Source organism: Pseudomonas sp. PvP025 (assembly GCF_017832155.1).
GTDB lineage: Bacteria > Pseudomonadota > Gammaproteobacteria > Pseudomonadales > Pseudomonadaceae > Aquipseudomonas.
The window spans coordinates 2,850,623-2,868,681 of sequence record NZ_JAFIBJ010000001.1 but is presented as its reverse complement, the minus strand read 5'-3'; the positions used below and the strand labels follow the sequence as shown (position 1 = coordinate 2,868,681).

Genomic DNA, 18,059 nt, shown 5'->3' with positions numbered 1-18,059 from the left:
TCAGTCACCGTCATTGGCGTTGAAGCCAAGCTGAACGCCCAACGCCTTGGCCAGCTCGCCTTCGTGCAGGCGGTGGACGACGTTGAGGCTGTCGTAGAGGTCATTGAGCTGCTGGCGCCCGGCGTCATCGGCCAGCAGTTCATTGAGGGGGCGCTGGTTGCTGGCGAACAGTTTGAGCGAGGCGGCGTAGGCGGCGTCGATCTTGTCGGCCAACGGCTTTTGCTCGGCCGGCAACAGACCACGCAGGCCCTTGTTGTCGACACCCACCCACACAGTGCGCGCGGCAGCGAGGCTGGCCTCCAGGCTTTGCAGGGACGACTGGCTGCGCCAGGCATCAGCCTGGAACGGCTGCGGGATGCCCTTGGTCTGACGGCCCATCGGCGTGCCGAGTTTTTTCTTCAGGGTGTCCAGCGCGGTCACCTGCACGCGCAGCAGGTCGGCGATGGCCTCGTGGGAATCGGCATAGCGCTGGTTGGGAAACTTGCTCATTTGCGCGAGCATGCCGTCGGTGCTGTTCCAGCTCGCCAGGATCTCTTCGGCCAGGGCTTTCTGACGCTCGCCGATGGCCATCAGCAGTGGGCAGTAACGGGCTTTTTGCGCGGCGTCGGCGATGTCGGTCCTGGCGTCGTACAGGATGTATTCGTAGGCCGACAGGCCTTGCACCACCACGCTGGACTTGGCCAGGGCTGCGCCGTCAATCTGCGGCTGCGCGGTCACCAGTTGTTCGACCTGGCGGCCTACCAGGTTTTTCTTGTCCGGCCAGAACTGTACCTGCCACGCGCGATTGCCTTCGGCCAGCGGGCCGATCAGCAGCGGTTGCAGCTCGGCCCAGGCTTTTTGTGCGTGGAGGAAGTCGGCGCGGGCGGTGTCCAGGCTCTCTTTACCCTGGCAATAGGCCAGAGCGCTGACGGCCAGTTGACGGTCGGCGTCGACCCAGCGGCTGTAGGTCGGCAGGATCACCTGCTTGGCGATGGCTGCCGAGGTCACGGCCTGCGGGTCTTGCGGTGAGCAGGCGCCGAGGGCGAGGGCGGCAAGGCTGGTGAACAACAACTTGGGACGGAACATGTCGAGCTCCCTTATCGGATTGGGGCAAAGCTTATAGAGAATTCAGGAACGCCAGCAACGCGGCACGCTGCTCGGCATCAAAGGACAGTACCTGCTGCTGCGCCGGCTGTGCCTGGCCGCCGTGCCACAGCACGGCCTCAAGCAGGTTGCGGGCGCGGCCGTCATGCAGAAACTGGGTGTGGCCACTCACGGTCTGCGTCAAGCCGATGCCCCACAACGGCGGCGTGCGCCAGTCGCGGCCACCGGCCTTGAATTCGCTGCGGTGGTCGGCCAGGCCTTCGCCCATGTCGTGCAGCAGCAGGTCGCTGTAGGGGCGAATCAACTGATTGGCCAGCTCGGGCTCGGCGGCATTGGCAGCCGTCGTGAACGACGGCGTGTGGCAGCCCTGGCAGCCGGCCTGGTAGAACAGGTTTTTGCCGGCCAGCACCTGCGGCGTGTCGACGCCGCGACGCGCCGGCACCGCAAGGTTACGGGTGTAGAACAGCACCAGGCGCAGAATATTGTCGCTGACTTCCGGCTCACCCTCGGGGCCATTGCCGTTGGGCGCCTGTTTGCAGGCGACCTGAGCGTCGGTGCAGTCATCGAACGGTCGCAGGGAAGTGGTGAGGCCCATATCACCGGAAAACGCGTGAATATTCTGTTGATTGAGGTTCGGTTGCCCGGCTTTCCAGCCAAAACGGCCGAGCACGGTGGTTTGCCGTGCGTCATCCCACACCTGATTGGCGCGGCCGATGAGTGCGTCCCTGCCGGCGGTCTTCGGGTCGGTGTTGCGCAGGATATCGGCTTCGCTGATGGCTTCGAGCAGGCCCAGGCCGATCATCGGCGGGGCGATGCGTGCGGAAAAGCGCGTGTCCGGGTGCATTGGCCCATAGCCGAGCTGGGTGATCTGCAGCGCAGGCTTGCGCAGCTCGACCACCGTGCCGTCCTTGAAGGTGACGTTGACGGGCGTGTAGTCGACCCGCACCTTGCCTTCCGGCACCACGCCCGGCACGGCCATGTCCTGCAACTGGCCGCCGTACACCGGCTCGGGCACCACGCCGGCCTGTTCGATCAGCCTGGCGTAGTCCGGCGTATCCGGTAGGGACAGGCGCACCAGCATCGACACGGCGTTGGGCGCATCGGGCAGCGGCGGGTGGCCGCGTCCATCCTTGATATGGCAGTTCTGGCAGGCATTGGTGTTGAACAGCGGCCCCAGGCCATCGCGGGCGGTGGTGGTGGAGGGGGCGATTACCCAGGGGCTGCGAAAGAAACTGTTGCCGACGCTGAAGTCCACGCGGCGCGTGGGCGACAGGTTGGCCGAGGGCAGGGAAAACGCGTTCTGGTCCCGCTTGTTCACCGTCGCTGCGCCACCGGCCCGCGCTTCGCCAGGCTCTGCTTTGGTGAACCTGGGGGCGTCGTCGCAGGCGGTCAGGCTCAAGGCCATCAATGCTGCGCACAGGCGAAAAAGCGAACGGAACATCGAGTTTCCTGAGGCGATGGCGAAAAAGGGGTCGCAAAGTCTAACAGGGCCGGGGGCAATGAATAAGAGCAATTATCGTTTGCTGGCATCGCGTTTCATTCCCGCTAGAATGACCCCACATTTTTTTCTGGAGGTGGCCCATGCAGGCTCTCGACGCTTTGCTCAATCGTGTTTCCGTGCCGCGTCTGCTGGAGCCGGCACCGACCCAGGAGCAGCGCGATGTGCTGTTCGCCGCCGCCATGCGCGCGCCTGACCACGGCCAATTGCGGCCGTGGCGCTTCCTCACGGTGGAAGGCGCTGCCCGTGAGCAGATGGGCACCTTGCTGGCCGAAGCGGCGCTGCTCAATGATGCCGAGACGCCGCAAGCGGCCATCGACAAGGCTCGGAACGGCCCCCTGCGTGCGCCGTTGGTGGTGGTGGTGATTGCTCGCCTGCAGGCGCATTTCAAGGTGCCCAAATCCGAACAGCTGCTGGCAGCAGCCTGTGCGGCCCATAGCATTTTGCTGGCGGCTTATGCGCAGGGGATTGGTGCGGTGTGGCGTACCGGGGAATTGTCGTATTCGCCGCATGTGGCCAAGGGGTTGGGGCTGGTGGAGGGGGAAGAGGTGATTGGTTTTCTGTATTTGGGGACGCCGCAGAATCCGCCGCGTAGTGCGCCCAAGGAGGATGTGGCGGCGTTTGTGCAGGGGTGGTCCGGCGTTTGACAGGGGGCACATCGGTTGCTGCGGTGAAGGCTGAGATTGGTTCCGGCGCCTCGCTAATGCTCGGTGTGCGCGCACGCCGGCCAGCAAGGTTGACGGGGCGCCGGAGATCAAAAACAGTGTGATCTCCATCAGGCAAATGGAGATCCAAATGTGGGAGGGGGCCAGCTCTACACCTTGAACTGATCCATCAACTTTATCTGCTGGCTGGCCAGGGCATTCAGTTGGCTGCTGATGGCCGCCGACTCGGTGGCCTGGCCGGTCAGGGTCTCGGTCACGGTGCGAATCGCCGATACGTTGCGGTTGACCTCTTCGGCCACTGCGCTCTGTTCTTCGGCGGCGCTGGCGATTTGCAGGTTCATGTCGCTGATCACCGTCACTGCTTCGCTGATCTTGCCCAGCGCCGCGACCGCCTGATGGATTTGCCCGGCATTGCTCTGGGCCTGCTGCTGGCTGGAGTGCATGGTCGCCACCACCCCGCGGGTGCCGCTCTGGATGCGTTCGATCACCAGGCGAATTTCTTCCACCGAGTCCTGGGTGCGCTTGGCCAGGTTGCGCACTTCGTCGGCCACCACCGCAAAACCACGACCGCTTTCGCCGGCGCGAGCCGCTTCGATGGCCGCGTTCAGGGCCAGCAGGTTGGTTTGCTCGGCGATGCTGCGGATCACTTCCAGTACCGAACCGATCTGCTCGCTGTTGACCGCCAGAGCCTCGACTTCGCTCACGGCCTTGCTCACTTCGTCGGCCAGAGTGGTGATGTCACGGGTGCTTTGCTCGATGATCGACATGCCTTCACGCGCCGACTGGTCCGCGCCGCGCGCCGCGCTGGCGGCACTGGACGCGCTGTTGGCCACGTCGTGGGCGGTGGCGCTCATTTCATTGGACGCGGTGGCCACCTGGTCGATTTCGCGGAACTGCACCTGCATGCCTTCGCTGGTCTGGCGTGCGATGGCCGATGACTGATCGGCCGTGCCTCGCGCTTCGGTGATGCTTTGCTTGATCTGCGCGATGGTCGGTTGCAGCTTGTCGAGGAAGCGGTTGAACCAGTTCACCAGTTCGCCCAATTCGTCTTTGCGGGTGTACGTCAGGCGCTGGGTGAGGTCGCCGTCGCCGCTGGCGATGTCCTTGAGCATGGCGGCCACGCTGTTGATCGGCCGGGTGACGCCGGTGGCGGTCAGCCAGATCAGCAGCAATCCGAGCAGCCCCGCGCCGACACCCACGCCGATGGACAACAGCGCACTGGCGGCCTGGGCCTCATCAATGACCCCTTGCAGCTTGGTCGAATCAGCCAGCATCACGTGCTTGGGCAGCTTGACCACCACGCCCCAGGCCTTGGCATCGGCAATCGGCTTGAACGGGTAGACCGCACGGATCGTGTCGCCCTGTTCGCGGTTGACGTGGCTGTCAGCGGCCAGCAGTTGCACGACTTCCTTGCCTTCGGCGCCCATGATTTGCGCCAGGTTCTTGCCGACTTTGCCCGGTTCGCCGCTGTAGGCCGCAATCAGGCCGGTGCTGGAGATCACCTCAAGGTGCGCGGCACCGTCGAAGAGATTTTTCTGCGCCTCCTCGGTGGCCACTTGCAGGGCACCGAGGGCGATGTCGACACCGACCACGCCGATCACCTTGCCGTCCACGATCAATGGCTGCGACAGGGTGGTCATCAGCACCGTCTTGCCGGCGACGGTGTCTTCGTAAGGGTCCAGCAGGCAGGTGTTGCGGGTATCGCGTGAGCAGGTGTACCAAATGTTGTAGGGCGTGCCGCTGAGGTTGAGGGCGGTCTTGTTCAGATCCTCCTCGATCATGATGGTGTTCACGTCTGTGCCGCCGGCGCGGCTCCAGTAGCTGGCGAAGCGTCCTGACTCATTGGACACGCGGGCCTTGTCGCCGACGAATTCGCTGTCTTTGCCGTCCAGCCCATTGGGCTCGAACGATAGCCACATGCCCAGCACTTTGCTGTTGCGCTCGAAGGCAGTTTTCAGGCTCTGGTTGAGCTCCTCGCGCAGCGCAGCAGGTTCCAGCCCGCGTTTGGCGGCGAGGTTGCGCAGGTCCTTGACCTGGTCGACGAGGGCGGTCGCGGCGGTGAGGTTGTCGCCGAAGGTTTTCTGCAACTGCAGAGCTTGTTCAGCAGCGTTGGCCTGCAGCAGTTTCTGCACGTTGCTGGTGAGCATGCGCGAGCTTGAGTCGCTGGTCAGTTGATCGTTCTTGTCGGTCTCGCGCAGGTTGATGCTGACGATCAGCGCAATCACCCCCAACAGGCAGAGGCCGGACAGCAGCACAATTTTCAGGCGAATTGAAAGAGTGTTGAGCATGGGTTAACTCGCGAAAGGACAAAGTTGAGTGCAAACAGGACGAGCCAAGTCCATTCGGCGCTATGCCTGAAACATCGGCGTCATGAATCAATTCGTGAGAGCAAGGCGATGAGCGGTAGGAAAAAGACTACATACCACGTTGGGTGCGGGCTGCGAGCCGTTCCGGGCGCGACCAGATCCACAGGTTGCCCAGGCCCATGCCGGCAATTGCCAGGTAGATCGGCCAGCCGTGATCAAGCATCACCAGCATCAGCAGGGCGCACACCAGCATGCTGACGGTGGCGCTGACCTTGGCCCGGCGCGCGATGATTTTGCCGTTGCGCCAGTTGAACAGGATGGGCCCGAACAGGCGGTGGTTTTCCAGCCAGGCGCTGAGGCGCGGCGAGCTTTTGGTGGCGGCCCAGGCGGCCAGCAGGATGAATTCGGTGGTGGGCAACCCCGGGATTACAATCGCCACCAGGCCGATGCCCAGGCTGACGTAGGCCAGCAGCCCGAACAGGAGCTGTGCGATTTTTGAGGTGGAGTGGGGTTTGCCGGTCATGTCTGTGCGCAATATAAAATAAAGCAAAAAATCAGTTTGAAATGCGAACCCCCTGTGGGAGCGGGCTTGCCCGCGAAAACCGTGGGTCAGTCAACATCAATGCTTGCTGGGCCGACGTCTTCGCGGGCAAGTCAGCTCCCACATTTGATCGCATTCCAATTCAGGTATCAGGCCAGTTCGGGGGCGCTAGCGTACGCCTGTTCGAGCAGCACGGTGAAGCGTACAAACGCGTCAATCGCGCCTTTTTCCACGGCGGCTTCTTCTTCGGCGCTGAACTCGAGGGCATCGAGGGTGCGGGTGAAGCGCTTCCAGCCTTCGGCGCGACCACCGGCCGGCTCGCCCAGGTGGCGGGCACCGAAGGTTTCGCTCAGGCCAAGGCCCACGGCGCGCTTGATCAGGAACGCGGCGCCGAGCTTGGAACCCTCGGACACAAACAGCCAGCCCAGGGCTTCGGCCCTGCTCGGGTTCTGCACGGCGCCGGCGACCGGTGTCGGCACTTCGGTGTCGAGGTCACCCAGGTCGAGCCGGGCGGCGTCGGCGCGGCAGCGTTCGGCGAGGTCGGGGATGATGTCGATCAGCTCGGCATCGTTGTACAGCGCCACCAGTTCCGACTGAAACAGGTACTGCGCCACCACGAAACGGGCGAAGTTGGCCCGCGTGTCGAACGGCGCGTGGGCCTTGACCAGGGCGTCGAGCCGGGTGTGTGGCGCGTGGGTGATCTGGTTCAGGCGCTGGGAGCGCAGGCTCGGGCGTTCTGCAGTAGGGGAAGCGGTCATCGAAAAAGTCCTTGAGAAGGGTAGCGCCTGGTTGCCCTGAAGAGAGCGGTTATCAACTAGACGAACAAGAAGACGCGGCACAGTAAAAAATCCTCACCCCGGCGCTGAACAATCGCGGCGAGGTGAGGCTGATGTCGTCAGATGTCCCAGATCAGTTTGATCGCAACGTTGCGGCCGGGCTGGGTCAGGCGGTCGAGGTTGGCCGGGCCTGTCACTGCCGCTTCGCCGACGCTGTCGTAGCTGCGCACGTCATCCCAGTTCCAGTATTTTTTGTCGGTGAGGTTGTAGAGGCCACCGTTGATGGTCACGTCCTGGCTGACTTTGTAGTACGCGCTCAGGTCGAGGATGCCAAAGCCCGGTGTCTTGAACGGGCCGCTGGTGTCGCCGTCCGGTGCGTGGAAGGTGCTGCTGTCGACGCGATGCTGCTTTTTCACCAGTGTCCAGCTCAGCAGGCCGCCGTAGTTGTCCTGGTCGTAGCCCAGGCCGAACACGCCCTTGAGCGGGTTGACGCTGTTGAGCGGTTCGCCGTTCTCATCGTTACGACCGTAGGCATAGGACACCGCGCCCTGGGTGTAGAGACCCTGCGGCGCGCCGAAGGTATCCAGGTTGAGGCGGCCCTTGGCTTCGGCGCCCCTGACGGTGGCGCGCTTGATGTTGATGGCCTGGAACTGCTCCACGGTGCCGCCGACCACGGCGTTGTCTTCGTCGATGAAGTTGCGGTACTTGTTGTAGAACACCGCGATCTCGAAGGAGCCTGCGTCGAATGCGCCGCGAATCCCGGTCTCGATCCCTTTGCTGGTTTCCGGCTTGAGGTCGGGGTTGGGTTCGACGGTGTAACCCAGGTTGAGGTTTTCGAAGCGGCCGTACAGCGACTTGGCGGAGGGCGTGCGGAAACCTTCGGCGTATTGGCCGAACCAGGTGTATTGATCGGTAAGGGCGTAGGTCAGACCAAACTTGGGCGTCACGCGGTGCCAGGTCTTGTCCTTGTCGCTGACCGAAGCCGCACCCGTGGGGTTTACGGTGTTGAGAAACGCCTGGGTCAGTTTCGGCTTGAGCTGGGTGTAGTCGTAGCGCACGGCGGGCAGGAAGGTCCATTTGTCCCAGGTGATCTGGTCCTGGGCGAACAGCGAATAGGTGTTGATGGTCGGGTCCGGGAAGTCACTGGATTTCTTCACGCTGTCGCCGGCTTGCGGGCTCGGTGCACCGATGGCGGTGCAGCCACTGCCAACCGCCAGGCACGTGGCGGCGCCTTCGCGCGAACCGGTGACTTTCTGCTGTTTGAGCGTGGTGCCGTAAGTCACCTGGTGATCGGTATCGCCGAGGCTGAAGGCCTTGTCCAGTTGTGCATCGAATACCCATTGTTTTTCTTCGTACAGCGTGTCGCGGGTGCGCAGAACGCGGCGGCCCGACTGATAGATCTCGGCGGTGGTCTGGTCGGTCTTGGCGATCTGGTAATTGAGGCTGGTCTTGATGCGGTCGGCTATCGGCGACTCGAGGGAGAAGGTGTTTTCCAGGCCGAAACGTTCCCGGGTGATGGTGTCGTTGCCGCGCCGGTCGCGGTAGAGGTTGAAGCCGCGGCCGCCAATGAACGGGCCGCCCACCGCGTTTTTCAGGTTGACGTCGCGATCATCCTTGTACTTTTCGTAGGTCAGGCCCAGGCGGTTGTCGTCCCCGTAGTTCCAGCCCAGTTTGGCCAGTACGTTGGTGGTGCGCGCATCCTCCGGGTTGGCGCCGGTGCGGGCCAGGCCGGTGGCGTTGTTGCCGTCGTAGGACTGGGTTTCATGACCCCTGCGTTGGCTCAGGTGCAGCAGGCCGTCGATGTCCTGTACGCGGCCAGCGACGGTGCCGGAGGTCAGCCAGCTGTCGTCGGCGGAGCTATAGCCGGTTTTCAGGCGGGCGCCGACGTCCTGGCCCGGTTTGATGATGTCGTCCGGGTCGAGGGTGAAATAACTCACGGCGCCGCCGATGGCGCTGCTGCCGTAAAGGGCCGAGGCCGGGCCACGGAGGATTTCCACGCGCTTGACGATTTCCGGATCGACGTAGTTGCGGCGCGTCTTGGCGTAGGGGCCGTTGAAGAAGTTGTCCGGCACTTCGACGCCATCGACCTGGGTGAGGATGCGGTTGCCGTCGATCCCGCGAATGTTATACCCCCCGTTACCGGAGCGAGTACCTGCGCCGCCCACCGATACGCCGGGTTCGTAGCGCACCAGTTCGCGAAGGGTGTTCACGTTCTGGCGGTCCAGTTCCTGGCGCTCATGCACGGTGACGGTGCTCGGTACGCTGTCCACCGCCTGCTCGGTACGGGTGGCGCTGATGGTCACCTGTTGCAGGTTGACGGTGCCGCCGACGGCGCGTTTTTCCAGCACGATGTTGTTATTGCCCAGTTTGCGGTAGCTCAGGTTGGTCCCCACCAACAGCCGATCCAGCGCTCTCTCGGGTGGCAGTGCGCCGCGCACACCTGGCGATGACACACCCTGGCCCAGCTCGGCCGGCAGGCCTACTTGCCAGCCGGTCACGGCGGTAAAGGCATTGAGCGCCGAGACCAGTGGCTGCTGTTCAATGCTGAACGCGTAATTGCCATGGCTGCGCGGGGTCGGCTCGGCAGCCGCAGCGTCCATCACCGGCGCACCGGCCAGCAGGAGAGCGGCAGTCAGCAGGGATAATACGGGCGAGGAAGACCGACGGTTGAAACAAGAGGACATCGTGAACACTCCGGAGGTACGAATCTTATAGTTGCGAACCGCTCCAAATAGGAATCAGTTGCATTGGCTATAACGAGACGTATCGCCGGTTAACATCGAGTAAAAATAATTCTCATTTAGTTGAGGATGACCAGCGCCGGGAATTCCGCGAGCCTGGCCGACGTGATATGAGCCAGGGAGCGCACCACGTCCAGCGGCTGGTCGAGGCGATAATTGCCGGTGACGGCGACGCTGGCGAGTTTGTCGTTGGTGTTGACGATCCAGCCAGGGTAATAGCGGCGCAGTTCGGCGAGCACTTCGCTCATCGGGCAGTTTTCGAACACCAGCCGGCCCTGTACCCAGGCCAGGTCCTTGGCCGGATCCAGTCGGGCAGGCGGGCCAAATCCCTTGGGACCGATGCGGATGCTTTCGCCGGCGCTCAGGCGCACGCGGGCATTGTCGAAGGTGTTGCGCAGGTCGACATCGCCGCGCTGCACCTGCACCTGCGCTTCGCCGTTGAGGTAGCGCACGGCGAAGGCGGTGTCGCGCACGCTGGCCCGCACCGGGCCGGCATCGACTTCCAGGGGCAGGCCGCGACTGGGCATGACCTCGAAAAAAGCCTCACCTTGATACAGGCGGGCAACGCGCTGGTGGTCCTTGATGCTGCTGGAGAACGCCGAGTTGGTGTTGAGCAGCACTGTGGAGCCGTCGTCCAGTTGCAGGCGCTGGCGCTCACCCACCACGGTGAGGTGGTCAGCCTGCAAGCGCGCGGGCAGGTTGCTGAAGCTCAGCAGCCCCAGCACCAGCACGGCGGCGGTGGCCAGGGGTTTCCAGTGTGGCTTGATACGGCGCCAGACGCCCGGTTTGCGCGGCGCTGCCAGGGCGATTGCGGCACTGTGCACCGGCGCGCCGCCCCAGGCTGCCTGGGCGTTGGCGAAGGCGAGGGCGTGCGCCGGGTCGCTGGCCAGCCAGGCCTCGAACGCAGCCTGCTGCTCCGGTTGCGGGCACTGCAGCGCGATCAGCCAGTCGAGCGCCTGGTCCATAGCCGCGTCTTGCAACACCTCATGAGCCAGCTCATGGGGGCGCAGGTTATTCGGGTCGGTCACGGTGTGCCTCGGGTCTTCGCCACGTTCTAGTCATTGTTCCTGCAGGCCGGTTCGACAGTTCTGTCGGATGTAGCTTACGGCTGATCCAGCCTCTGGGCCACACCTACACAGATGGCCATGATCAGCTTCAGTTCCTTTTGCACGGTGCTCAAGGACACGTCCAATTGATCGGCAATCTCCTGGTAACTGCAGCCGTGCAGGCGGCTGAGGATGAAGATCTGCTGTTGGCGTGCGCTCAACTGACCGAGGCTGACGCTCAGATGCTCCAGCAGTTGCTCGGCCTGGGTGGCGTCTTCGGGCGTGCTGACAGGGGATGCGACGCTTTGCAGCACATCCAGTGGCACGTCTTCCTGCAACGTGCGGGCCTGAATTCGGCGCGCGCGCAGATGGTCCAGCGCCAGGTTGCGCGCCGTCTGGTAGACGAAGGGTTCGAGGTGATCGATCGGCCGCTCGCTCAGGGCCCGTGTGACGCGCAGGTAGGTTTCCTGCAACAGGTCCTCGGCGGTGCTGTGGTTATTCACCATCCGCTGCAAGGTGCGTAGCAGAATCACCCGTTGGGTGAGAAAGACATGGTTGAAGCGAGATTGGCTCACAGGGATACCAGGCCGGTTGCAAGCAAATGATAATGCTTATCAACAACGGAAATGGCAAGTGGCTATTGCTGTGAGCCGGTACCGATCAAATGTGGGAGGGGGCTTTTGTGGCTGCCGGGCTTGCCCTAATGCCGTTCAGTTAAGCGCAGATTCCCTGTGGCGAGCAGGCTTGTCCTGCGTTGGGCTGCGCAGCAGCCCCAAAGCCAGCCTCCGCGTAGTATCAGGTATACCGAGGGTTTCTTGATTGGGGGCGCTTCGCACCCCAACGCGGGGCAAGCCCGCTCGCCACAATAAGCCCACACATTTTCCTTAACTGAACGGCATTAGGGCTTGCCCGCGATGCAGGCACCTCGGTATTTCAGTTCGACCGAGGTGATGCTATCGCAGACAAGCCAGCTCCCACAGGGACCTCTGTTGCCTGCTTACTCGGCGTTGCACAGCGCCAGGCAGTTATCCAGCATGCGGTTGGAGAAGCCCCACTCGTTGTCGTACCAGGCCAGCACTTTGAGCAGCTTGCCGCTGGCCTTGGTGTGGTTGGCGTCGAAGATCGACGACAGCGGATTATGGTTGAAGTCACTGGAAACCAGCGGCAGGGTGTTGTAGCCGAGGATCTTCGAGTGCTGGCTGGCTTCCTTGAGCAGTGCGTTGACCTCGTCAGCCGTGGCCTCTTTCTTCAGTTGCACGGTGAGGTCGACCAGCGACACGTTGATCACCGGGACCCGCACCGCCATGCCGGTCAATTTGCCCGCCAGTTCCGGCAGCACCAGGCCCACCGCTTCGGCCGCGCCGGTCTTGCTCGGGATCATGTTCTGCGTGGCCGAACGCGCGCGGTACGGGTCGGTGTGGTAGACGTCGGTGAGGTTCTGGTCGTTGGTGTAGGCGTGAATCGTGGTCATCAGGCCGCTTTCGATGCCCAGTTCGCGGTGCAGCACCTGGGCCACCGGCGCCAGGCAGTTGGTGGTGCACGAGGCGTTTGAAATGATCTGGTGGGACTGACGCAAAATGTCATGGTTTACGCCGTAGACCACGGTGGCGTCCGCGCCCTTGGCCGGCGCGGAGATGATCACCTTGCGCGCGCCGGCGGTAATATGGGCGGCAGCCTTGTCACGCTCGGTGAACAGACCGGTGCATTCGAACACCACGTCGATCTTGTGCGCGGCCCATGGCAGGTCGGCCGGGTTGCGGATGGCGCTGACGGCAATCCGGTCACCATTGACGGTCAGGCTTTCCTGATCGTGGGCGACCTCTGCGTCGAAAGTGCCGTGTACGGTGTCGAATTTGAGCAGGTGGGCGTTGATCGAACTGTCGCCCAGATCGTTGATGGCGACGATCTGCAAATCCTGGCGGTAGCCTTGGGTATACAGTGCGCGCAGGACATTACGGCCGATACGGCCAAAACCATTGATTGCGATACGAAGAGTCATTGGAAGGTGCCTGTCGTCGATTTGTTGTAAGAATTACAAGATTATTCGCATAAAAATAGAAAACAAGCCTTTTTAGTGGCAATATTTTGTTCAATCTACAACGAGTGACCTGAATCAACTGGTCCGATGATCCAAACGACACCCTGCCATCCCATGCGCGCGGGCGTTTGATCAGCATAGACACTCAGGTCGCCACATCCGTTAGCCTGGAGTTCTACACATGCATCCCCGCGTCCTTGAGGTCACCGAACGGCTTATCGCCCGCAGCCGCGCCACCCGTGAGGCCTACCTTGCGCTCATTCGCGGCGCAGCCAGCGACGGTCCGATGCGCGGCAAGCTGCAATGCGCCAACTTCGCCCACGGCGTGGCCGGTTGCGGCACTGAAGATAAAAATAGTCTGCGCATGATGAATGCCGCCAACGTGGCAATTGTTTCTTCATATAACGACATGCTCTCGGCGCATCAGCCCTACGAACACTTTCCGGAACAGATCAAGACAGCCCTGCGCGAAGTCGGCTCGGTCGGCCAGTTCGCCGGCGGCACCCCGGCGATGTGCGACGGCGTCACCCAGGGCGAGCCCGGCATGGAGCTGAGCCTGCTCAGCCGCGAAGTGATCGCGATGTCCACGGCGGTGGCGCTGTCCCACAACATGTTCGACGCGGCGCTGATGCTGGGTATCTGCGACAAGATCGTGCCGGGCCTGATGATGGGCGCGCTGCGTTACGGCCACCTGCCGATGGTTTTCGTCCCGGGCGGCCCGATGCCGTCGGGCATCTCCAACAAGCAGAAAGCCGATGTGCGCCAGCGCTACGCCGAAGGCAAGGCCAGCCGCGAAGAGCTGCTGGAATCGGAGATGAAGTCCTACCACAGTCCCGGCACCTGCACCTTCTACGGCACTGCCAACACCAATCAGCTGCTGATGGAAGTGATGGGCCTGCACCTGCCGGGCGCCTCGTTCGTCAATCCGTACACGCCGCTGCGTGACGCGCTGACCCGCGAAGCGGCGCACCAGGTCACCCGCCTGACCAAGGCCAACGGCAACTTCACGCCTATCGGCGAGATCGTCGACGAAAAATCCATCGTCAATTCCATCGTTGCCCTCAACGCCACCGGCGGTTCCACCAACCACACCCTGCACATGCCGGCCATCGCCATGTCGGCGGGCATCATCCTCACCTGGCAGGACATGGCCGACCTCTCCGAAGTGGTGCCGACCCTGTCCCACGTCTACCCCAACGGCAAGGCCGACATCAACCACTTCCAGGCGGCGGGCGGCATGTCCTTCCTGATCCGCGAACTGCTTGAAGCCGGGCTGCTGCACGAAGACGTCAACACCGTGGCCGGCAAGGGGCTGAGCCGTTACACCCAGGAGCCGTTCCTGGTCGACGGCGAGCTGATCTGGCGCGACGGCCCCATCGAAAGCCTCGACGAAACCATCCTGCGTCCCGTCGCCCGTGCGTTCTCGCCCGAAGGCGGCTTGCGCGTGATGGAAGGCAACCTCGGTCGTGGCGTGATGAAAGTGTCCGCGGTGGCGCCGGAGCACCAGGTAGTCGAAGCCCCGGCTGTGGTGTTCCAGGACCAGCAGGACCTGGCCGATGCCTTCAAGGCCGGCCAACTGGAAAAAGACTTCGTCGCCGTGATGCGTTTCCAGGGCCCGCGCTCCAATGGCATGCCCGAACTGCACAAGATGACGCCGTTTCTCGGCGTATTGCAGGACCGCGGTTTCAAAGTGGCGTTGGTTACCGATGGGCGCATGTCCGGCGCGTCGGGTAAGATTCCTGCCGCGATCCATGTGAACCCCGAAGCCCAGAGCGGCGGGCCGCTGGCGCGCGTGCGCGATGGCGATATCATTCGCGTGGATGGCGTTACCGGCACCCTGGAGCTTAAGGTGGACGCCGAAGAGTTTGCAGCACGCACACCTGCCACGGGACTGTTGGGCAATAACGTGGGGGCGGGGCGCGAGCTGTTTGCATTCATGCGCTTGGCCGCAAGCTCCGCAGAGCAGGGCGCCAGCGCCTTTACCTCTGCCTTGGAGACGCTTAAGTGAAGTTAGCGCTGGTCGGTGATATCGGGGGCACCAATGCCCGTTTTGCGTTGTGGCGCGATCAGGCGCTGCATTCGATCCGGGTGCACGCCACGGCGGATCACCAGAGCCCGGAAGAGGCGATCAAGGTTTATCTCAAAGAAGAAGGCCTGGAAATCGGGGACATCGGCGCGGTGTGCCTGTCGGTGGCCGGGCCGGTGAGCGGGGATGAATTCAGGTTCACCAACAACCACTGGCGCCTGAGCAAGACGGCGTTCTGCCAGACGTTGCAGGTGGATGAGCTGCTGCTGGTGAATGATTTTTCGGCCATGGCCCTGGGCATGACCCGCCTGCAGCCGGATGAGTTTCGCGTGGTCTGCGAAGGCACGCCGGAGCCGTTGCGCCCGGCCGTGGTGATCGGGCCGGGCACGGGGCTGGGCGTCGGTACGTTGCTGGACCTTGGTGCAGGCCGGTTTGCCGCATTGCCGGGGGAGGGCGGCCACGTCGACCTGCCCCTGAGCAGCGTGCGCGAAACCCAACTGTGGCAGCACATTCACGGCGAAATCGGCCACGTCAGCGCCGAAACCGCATTGAGCGGTGGCGGACTGCCGCGTCTGTACCGGGCGATCTGTGCGGTGGATGGGCATGTGCCGGTGCTGGACACGCCTGAAGCCATCACGGCGGCCGGCCTGGCCGGCGACCCGGTGGCGACGGAGGTGTTGGATCAGTTCAGCATCTGGCTGGGCCGGGTTGCCGGCAACAACGTGCTCACCACTGGCGGGCGCGGCGGCGTGTATATCGTGGGCGGCGTGATCCCCAGGTTTGCCGACTTCTTCATCAACAGTGGTTTTGCCAAGAGTTTCAGCGACAAGGGCTGCATGAGCGACTACTTCAACGGCATTCCTGTGTGGTTGGTGACGGCGCCGTATTCCGGCTTGACGGGTGCGGGCGTCGCGCTTGAACAGGCTTTTGCGTAGGGGCTGATGGCCTCATCGCAGGCTTGCCTGCGATGACGGCCTAAAGGGCGCCAGATGCTTTAAGCTTGTCCCCACCATCCAGGAGGCCCCCCGTGAGCGTAATCAGTAAATCCATTCTCCTCGTCGACGACGACCAGGAAATCCGCGAATTGCTGCAAACCTACCTCAGTCGCGCCGGCTTCCAGGTGCGTGGCGTGCCCGACGGCGCGGGGTTCCGTCAGGCGATGAACGAGGCGCCGTGCGATCTGGTCATTCTCGATGTGATGCTGCCGGACGAGGACGGCTTCAGTCTGTGCCGCTGGATTCGCCAGCATCCGCGTCAGGCGCAGGTGCCGATCATCATGCTCACTGCCAGCTCCGACGAAGCCGACCGCGTGATCGGCCTGGAACTGGGCGCCGATGACTACATCGGTAAGCCCTTCAGCCCTCGAGAGTTGCAGGCCCGGATCAAGGCGCTGTTGCGGCGCTGCCAGTTCGGCCAGGAGCGCAGCGGCACGGCGGATGTGCTGGTGTTCGATGAATGGCGCCTGGACATGATCAGCCACCGGCTGTTTCACGTGGACGGTGAAGAGGTGATTCTGTCCGGCGCCGATTTTGCCCTGCTCAAATTGTTTCTGGATCACCCGCAACAGATCCTCGACCGCGACACCATCGGCAACGCCACCCGTGGCCGTGACCTGATGCCCCTGGACCGGATCGTCGACATGGCCGTCAGCCGCCTGCGCCAACGCCTGCGCGACACCGAAAAACCGCCGAGGCTGATCCGTACCGTACGCGGCAGCGGTTACCAACTGGCAGCCAGCGTGGTTGCCGGCAATGCCCATTGAGCCGGTAGCCGAACGCCGGCGCCGCATTCCGGTACCGCGCTCGCTGCTGGGGCGCATGCTCCTGCTGACCTTGCTGGTGGTGCTGTTTGCCCAGGCGCTGTCCAGCGTGATCTGGGTGTCGCAACTGCGCGCCACTCAACTTGAAGGCCTGGTCACCAGCGCGCGCAGCCTGGCGCACTCGATGACCGCCAGCGTGAGCTATTTCCGCTCGCTGCCGGTGGCCTATCGCCCGTTGGTGCTGGACCAATTGCGCAGCATGGGCGGCACGCGGTTTGTCGTGACCCTCAATGATCGTCCGCTGGACATGGCGGTGCTGCCACAGACCCCGCGCAAGCAGGCGGTGCTGCAGGCGGTCGACGAGGTGCTGCGCCAGACCCTGGGCGGCGATGTGCTGATCTCGGTGGAGTTCGTCAGCGCCGAAGACCTGCGCATCTTCAATGCCGGCCTCAAGCTCGATGAGCTGCCGCGCTCCTGGGCGCATTACGCGCTGACCCTGGAGCCGGTGAACCCGCCGGTGCTGGTCACCCAGATCCAGCTCGCCCCCGGCGAATGGCTGTACATCGCCTCGCTGCTGCCCGAGCCCTACACGAGCCTTGAAGAACAAAGCCTGCCATCGCAGCAGGTGTGGTTTATCGTGCTGACCAGCGGTTTGCTGCTGCTGTTCATCGGCTTGCTGGTGCATTGGCAGAGTCGCCCGCTCAAACGCCTGGCACGGGCGGCGCGGGACATGTCCCTGGGCGCCGACGTGGAGCCGGTGGCCGAGGGCGGTGGCAGTGAAGTGGTGGAAGTGGGGCGCGCCTTCAATGCCATGCGCGAACGCATCAGCCGCTACCTGACCGAGCGCAGCCAGTTATTCAGCGCGATTTCCCACGACCTGCGCACGCCGATCACCCGCCTGCGCCTGCGCGTGGAATTGCTCGAAGACGAAAACCTGCAAGCCAAGTTCGGCCGGGACCTGGACGAGCTGGAACTGCTGGTGAAGGGCGCGCTGCAATGCGTGAAAGACACCGATATCCACGAAAACATCCAGCCGGTAGACCTCAACCACGTGCTCGAATGCCTGGTGGAGCCTTATCTGGCGCCCAACGGCAATGGTCGCGTGACGCTGAACGGATATGCCCAGGCGGCCTATGCGGGCAAGCCGCTGGCGCTCAAGCGCTGCATCGGCAACCTGATCGACAACGCCTTGAAGTATGGGCAGAACGCCCATTTGCACATCGAGGACGATGGCGCGCAGTTCATTCTGCACGTGGATGATGAAGGGCCCGGCGTGCCGGAGCAGCGTCTGGAACAGGTGTTCGAGCCGCACTTCCGCCTCGCCGGGCACCAGCAGGGTTATGGGCTGGGGCTGGGGATTGCGCGCAACATTGCCCATAGTCATGGCGGGGAAGTGAGTTTGCAGAATCTGCGCGAGGGTGGGTTGCGGGTCACGTTACAGCTGCCCCGAACGCTGGACTGAAGAGCAACATGTTTCAACTGTGGGAGGGGACTTGCTCCCGATGGCGGTGTGTCAGTCAGGTTATCTGTTTCTGACCCACCGCCATCGGGAGCAAGCCCCCTCCCACATTTTTGTCTTC

At 63.1% G+C, this 18,059-nt stretch carries 14 protein-coding genes; 5 read left to right on the top strand and 9 right to left on the bottom strand.

Annotation, left to right across the window (positions count from 1 at the left end):
* Together JOE32_RS12140 and JOE32_RS12135 are read right to left on the bottom strand one after the other, a co-directional pair.
* On the bottom strand, positions 1 to 1,065 hold the full coding sequence (locus JOE32_RS12140; protein ID WP_209984381.1) for an imelysin family protein: 1,065 nt from the start codon (positions 1,063 to 1,065) through the stop codon (positions 1 to 3).
* Between the two features lie 31 nt (positions 1,066 to 1,096).
* Positions 1,097 to 2,524, bottom strand: coding sequence for a di-heme oxidoredictase family protein (locus JOE32_RS12135; protein ID WP_209984378.1), 1,428 nt, complete (start codon positions 2,522 to 2,524; stop codon positions 1,097 to 1,099).
* Positions 2,525 to 2,664: 140 nt separating this feature from the next.
* Here JOE32_RS12135 and JOE32_RS12130 point away from each other — a divergent pair, with 140 nt between their 5' ends.
* Positions 2,665 to 3,228 (top strand): NAD(P)H nitroreductase, encoded by a 564-nt coding sequence (locus JOE32_RS12130; RefSeq protein ID WP_209984376.1) that lies wholly within the window; start codon positions 2,665 to 2,667, stop codon positions 3,226 to 3,228.
* Positions 3,229 to 3,395: 167 nt separating this feature from the next.
* Here JOE32_RS12130 and JOE32_RS12125 read toward each other — a convergent pair whose 3' ends face one another.
* The 7 genes from JOE32_RS12125 to gap form a co-directional block, all read right to left on the bottom strand.
* On the bottom strand, positions 3,396 to 5,534 hold the full coding sequence (locus tag JOE32_RS12125; protein WP_209984373.1) for a methyl-accepting chemotaxis protein: 2,139 nt from the start codon (positions 5,532 to 5,534) through the stop codon (positions 3,396 to 3,398).
* 127 nt (positions 5,535 to 5,661) lie between these two features.
* A complete protein-coding gene (locus JOE32_RS12120; RefSeq protein WP_209984370.1) occupies positions 5,662 to 6,075 on the bottom strand; it encodes a YbaN family protein in 414 nt (137 codons plus the stop codon).
* A 167-nt stretch (positions 6,076 to 6,242) separates the two neighbouring features.
* Positions 6,243 to 6,851: a biliverdin-producing heme oxygenase gene (locus JOE32_RS12115; protein ID WP_209984366.1), complete on the bottom strand. Its 609-nt coding sequence runs from the start codon at positions 6,849 to 6,851 to the stop codon at positions 6,243 to 6,245.
* A gap of 137 nt (positions 6,852 to 6,988) precedes the next feature.
* A complete protein-coding gene (locus JOE32_RS12110; RefSeq protein ID WP_209984363.1) occupies positions 6,989 to 9,553 on the bottom strand; it encodes a TonB-dependent receptor in 2,565 nt (854 codons plus the stop codon).
* 116 nt (positions 9,554 to 9,669) lie between these two features.
* A complete protein-coding gene (locus JOE32_RS12105) occupies positions 9,670 to 10,638 on the bottom strand; it encodes a FecR domain-containing protein (RefSeq protein ID WP_209984360.1) in 969 nt (322 codons plus the stop codon).
* A gap of 74 nt (positions 10,639 to 10,712) precedes the next feature.
* Positions 10,713 to 11,231, bottom strand: coding sequence for a sigma-70 family RNA polymerase sigma factor (locus JOE32_RS12100; RefSeq protein ID WP_209984357.1), 519 nt, complete (start codon positions 11,229 to 11,231; stop codon positions 10,713 to 10,715).
* 422 nt (positions 11,232 to 11,653) lie between these two features.
* Positions 11,654 to 12,655: a type I glyceraldehyde-3-phosphate dehydrogenase gene (gene gap, locus JOE32_RS12095; protein WP_057007205.1), complete on the bottom strand. Its 1,002-nt coding sequence runs from the start codon at positions 12,653 to 12,655 to the stop codon at positions 11,654 to 11,656.
* 220 nt (positions 12,656 to 12,875) lie between these two features.
* Between gap and edd the strand changes: the two genes are divergently transcribed.
* The 4 genes from edd (at position 12,876) to JOE32_RS12075 (ending at position 17,941) form a co-directional block, all read left to right on the top strand.
* Positions 12,876 to 14,702, top strand: coding sequence for a phosphogluconate dehydratase (gene edd, locus JOE32_RS12090; protein WP_057007204.1), 1,827 nt, complete (start codon positions 12,876 to 12,878; stop codon positions 14,700 to 14,702).
* Positions 14,699 to 15,655, top strand: a complete 957-nt coding sequence (locus JOE32_RS12085; protein WP_209984354.1) for a glucokinase — start codon at positions 14,699 to 14,701, stop codon at positions 15,653 to 15,655. The genes edd and JOE32_RS12085 overlap by 4 nt, the downstream gene beginning before the upstream one ends.
* Before the next feature lie 92 nt (positions 15,656 to 15,747).
* Positions 15,748 to 16,482 carry a response regulator transcription factor gene (locus JOE32_RS12080; RefSeq protein ID WP_003237599.1) on the top strand — a complete coding sequence of 245 codons (735 nt, stop codon included), beginning with the start codon at positions 15,748 to 15,750 and terminating at the stop codon, positions 16,480 to 16,482.
* On the top strand, positions 16,472 to 17,941 hold the full coding sequence (locus JOE32_RS12075) for an ATP-binding protein (RefSeq protein ID WP_209984351.1): 1,470 nt from the start codon (positions 16,472 to 16,474) through the stop codon (positions 17,939 to 17,941). The genes JOE32_RS12080 and JOE32_RS12075 overlap by 11 nt, the downstream gene beginning before the upstream one ends.
* Positions 17,942 to 18,059 lie beyond the last annotated feature (118 nt).